The following is a 2,985-nucleotide window of genomic DNA, read 5'->3' on the forward strand; positions in this document are numbered from 1 at the left end:
TGCCTGTTCTATGGACCTGCCGCAGATTTCCCAAAGTTCATCATACACTATACCAAGTTTAGGATTATAATAATCATTTTGAAAATTATAGTTTCTTTCTCTTTTTGCATACATAAACTGATTTGGTGTACTTTTTACTATTAAACATTCTTCTGCCTGCAGTTTTGGACATACAAATTCAAGACGAGTTACTTTTCTATTTATATTAGGAAAAAGCTCCCGTTCATTATGCCTGCCATACATTGCGTCAAACCTTATTTCTTTATACTTAAACATATTATTTTGAAGTTTAGCTAAAGGAAGCAGTTTTGTAATCATATCTGATTGAAATGATGCCCGAAGTGCCTTACATATTCCACTATAAAATAAATCATAAATGAAATCGTACAGTGTAAAATCTGTTTCTCTGTATAACTTATTTACAGCAGTATTCCAGTTTTTTATATCATATACTATATTTCTGCTTGTATCTTTAAACTCCGATTCTGGTTTAAAAGATAATGTTCTATAAAGTTCCCCGTCTGACTGCTGTATAAGTTTTGCCATTGATTCAAAGGTTGCTGTATATCCATAGTCACTTACTTTCTCATGGTTACTGCCATATTCTTCAAATGGAAGATAATGATAACTTAAATATTGATTAAAAGATTGATAGCTTTTATTTAAAACTGATGCTCCTATTAATTTAGGATTATCAAAATATAATTCATAAAGCTGATTAATTATCCAGTATTCTACTATTAACTGAATATATGGATATTTCAGCACTAAACGAGATAAATAATTATCTGACTTTTTTGCTGTAGAAATAACTTCTTTTATTAATTCTGCAGGGATAGGAACATTAAAAGCATAATAACCTGTATAGGATTTTTCATTTTCTATAGCTACTAAATCAGATTCTGATAATGGAAATAGATTATACTCCATTTCCCTTAATAATGCCGTTGTATCAAAACCTAATAATGTATCATATTTGGCACTATTTTCTAATATATCTTTTATTCTTGTTTGCTTTTTTGCCTGCATTTACATCAACCCCATTAGCAGAACAGTTAAGTTATTTTATACTCCAAGCCTGCTAAATTATTACAGGCTTGGAAAGGAATATACTAATCAGTATAAACAATAGTTAAAATTGCTTTTCCATCTTCATATTTTATATTATATGACCAAAGAGAACCAGTTTCACTATCTTGCATATCAAAGATTAGTTCTTTATCAGAACTTTTATACATAAGTATCGTAGCTATACTCATATCTATAACATTATTATCGTTATTTTTTACTGGATTTAACTGACCAAATATTTCAACTAAGCGTCCTATTTTATAATATACATCTTGCCGATTATTAGTGTTATAATATTCTTTTAAAATATTATATGCATTATCTAAGCTGGTACTTGGTATAATAATTATTCCCTTCGAATAATTATCAGCACGTTCTTCTCTGTATTTTAATGTCTTACTTCCAACTTCTATAGTTTCATTAGTAACACTATCTGGTTTTTCTTGAGCATAAATTTCATTTGTATAAAAAATATTTACACAAATAACAAATACACAAATTAAAAAATATATTTTTTTCATATTATTTTTCTCCCCATATATATAGAACTATATCTATATTTTTTTGATTTATTGTAAATTCTGCTACAGCTTTACCTACTTTTTGTCCTATTGTAAATTCTTCTGTAGCTTTACCTACTTTTTGTTTTAATTTATTTTCAACAGCAGCATCAATACTCTCAGTAAACCCAATCTCTTTATCAAAAGGTACTCTTTCTAATTCTGTTGTAAATGTATATTTATTACCATTAATAGATGTTCTTAAAGTTCTTGTTTCAATATTATTAGTATGTAACCCTGCAATACCTTGTTGATAACTTTTTAATCCTGCTGGAATAGAAGGCAAATGATTAACATACTTTACAAATTCTTCAAATGCATCTTTTAAATTAGTGGTATTAGTAACTGCTCTTTTTGGTGAACCACATTCAGTATAATTTTGGTTTTTACATAAATCTGTTGCATCTTTAAATATTAATTCTCCAAAAGAGAACTGCGGTATTATAAATACCATTAATAATAACATCAATTTCTTCATTTCTTTTCTCCTATATTAATCAAGATAATCTTGAATATTGTTACCACATTTTTTTAATAAGTATTCTACTTGTTTCCTATAATATGATGCTATATCTCGCAATAATTTTTTATTACTTAACAGAGTATCTTTACCTATCACCTCTTTGCATTGCAATAATAAATCATTATTAAATATTTTTTCAGGATATGATACTTTAGTAAAAGCAGAAATATGAGCCCTAAATTTATTACTAAGATTCTGTAAGCTATATATATCATAATTTATTGAATTATCAATAATTTCAAAATGAACATGTGGTCCTTTCGTATTTTTTGCATTTTTTCCCTCATCTCCACTTTCTCCTATTATATCACCTTTTTTTACATACTCACCTTGTTTAAATCTTTTTCTTAGATGTAAATAACGAAATACTATTTTTGTTGGATTCATACTAAAATTAATACCTTTATTAACTTCTTTTACAGCACCTTCTTCTCTGCCATTATAAATACACTCATATTCTTTATATCTATTCATAAAAATTGCTATTTCTTCTGGTTCTGTAACTTCAAGCATTAATGCTCCTTCAGAACTTCCTTCTAAATAGTAAACTTTACCATTTAAACAAGCATAAACAGATGTACCTATATCTGCAAATAAATCCACTCCTTTATGTCCATCTTGTCTAGCTCCAAATGTAGCATTCCATGGCTTATAATGCCCACCTTGTGAAAACAAACATATTTCCATTTTATCCAATGGGTCACACCAGTCTTTACTATATTTCACTTCCAGTTTTATTGGTACTTTATTTTGGTAAACATAAAGCTTATTATTATATTTATTATCTGCAATTTCTTTCAGTTTTAATATAAAATCTTGAAAGTCATTAAA

At 27.4% G+C, this 2,985-nt stretch carries 4 protein-coding genes; all 4 read right to left on the bottom strand.

The genetic code is table 11. The features are described 5' to 3' along the window. Nucleotides 1-1,029: hypothetical protein (locus Q1X91_RS15315; protein ID WP_300759441.1), on the bottom strand; the 1,029-nt coding region annotated here is incomplete at its 3' end. An 83-nt stretch (nt 1,030-1,112) separates the two neighbouring features. Further along, nucleotides 1,113-1,592, bottom strand: a complete 480-nt coding sequence (locus Q1X91_RS15320; RefSeq protein WP_300759443.1) for a hypothetical protein — start codon at nt 1,590-1,592, stop codon at nt 1,113-1,115. A gap of 1 nt (nt 1,593) precedes the next feature. Beyond that, nucleotides 1,594-2,109 (bottom strand): hypothetical protein, encoded by a 516-nt coding sequence (locus Q1X91_RS15325; protein ID WP_300759445.1) that lies wholly within the window; start codon nt 2,107-2,109, stop codon nt 1,594-1,596. 15 nt (nt 2,110-2,124) lie between these two features. Then, the coding region (locus Q1X91_RS15330) for a M23 family metallopeptidase (protein WP_300759447.1) at nt 2,125-2,985 on the bottom strand (861 nt) is incomplete at its 5' end.

It is taken from the genome of uncultured Brachyspira sp. (genome assembly GCF_949287625.1).
In the GTDB taxonomy this organism is placed as follows: domain Bacteria; phylum Spirochaetota; class Brachyspiria; order Brachyspirales; family Brachyspiraceae; genus Brachyspira.

What these genes read in the sequence shown, in the direction of transcription:
- Q1X91_RS15325 (WP_300759445.1), bottom strand. Translation starts at nt 2,109, where the DNA reads ATGAAGAAATTGATGTTATTATTAATGGTATTTATAATACCGCAGTTC.
- Q1X91_RS15320 (WP_300759443.1), bottom strand. Translation starts at nt 1,592, where the DNA reads ATGAAAAAAATATATTTTTTAATTTGTGTATTTGTTATTTGTGTAAAT.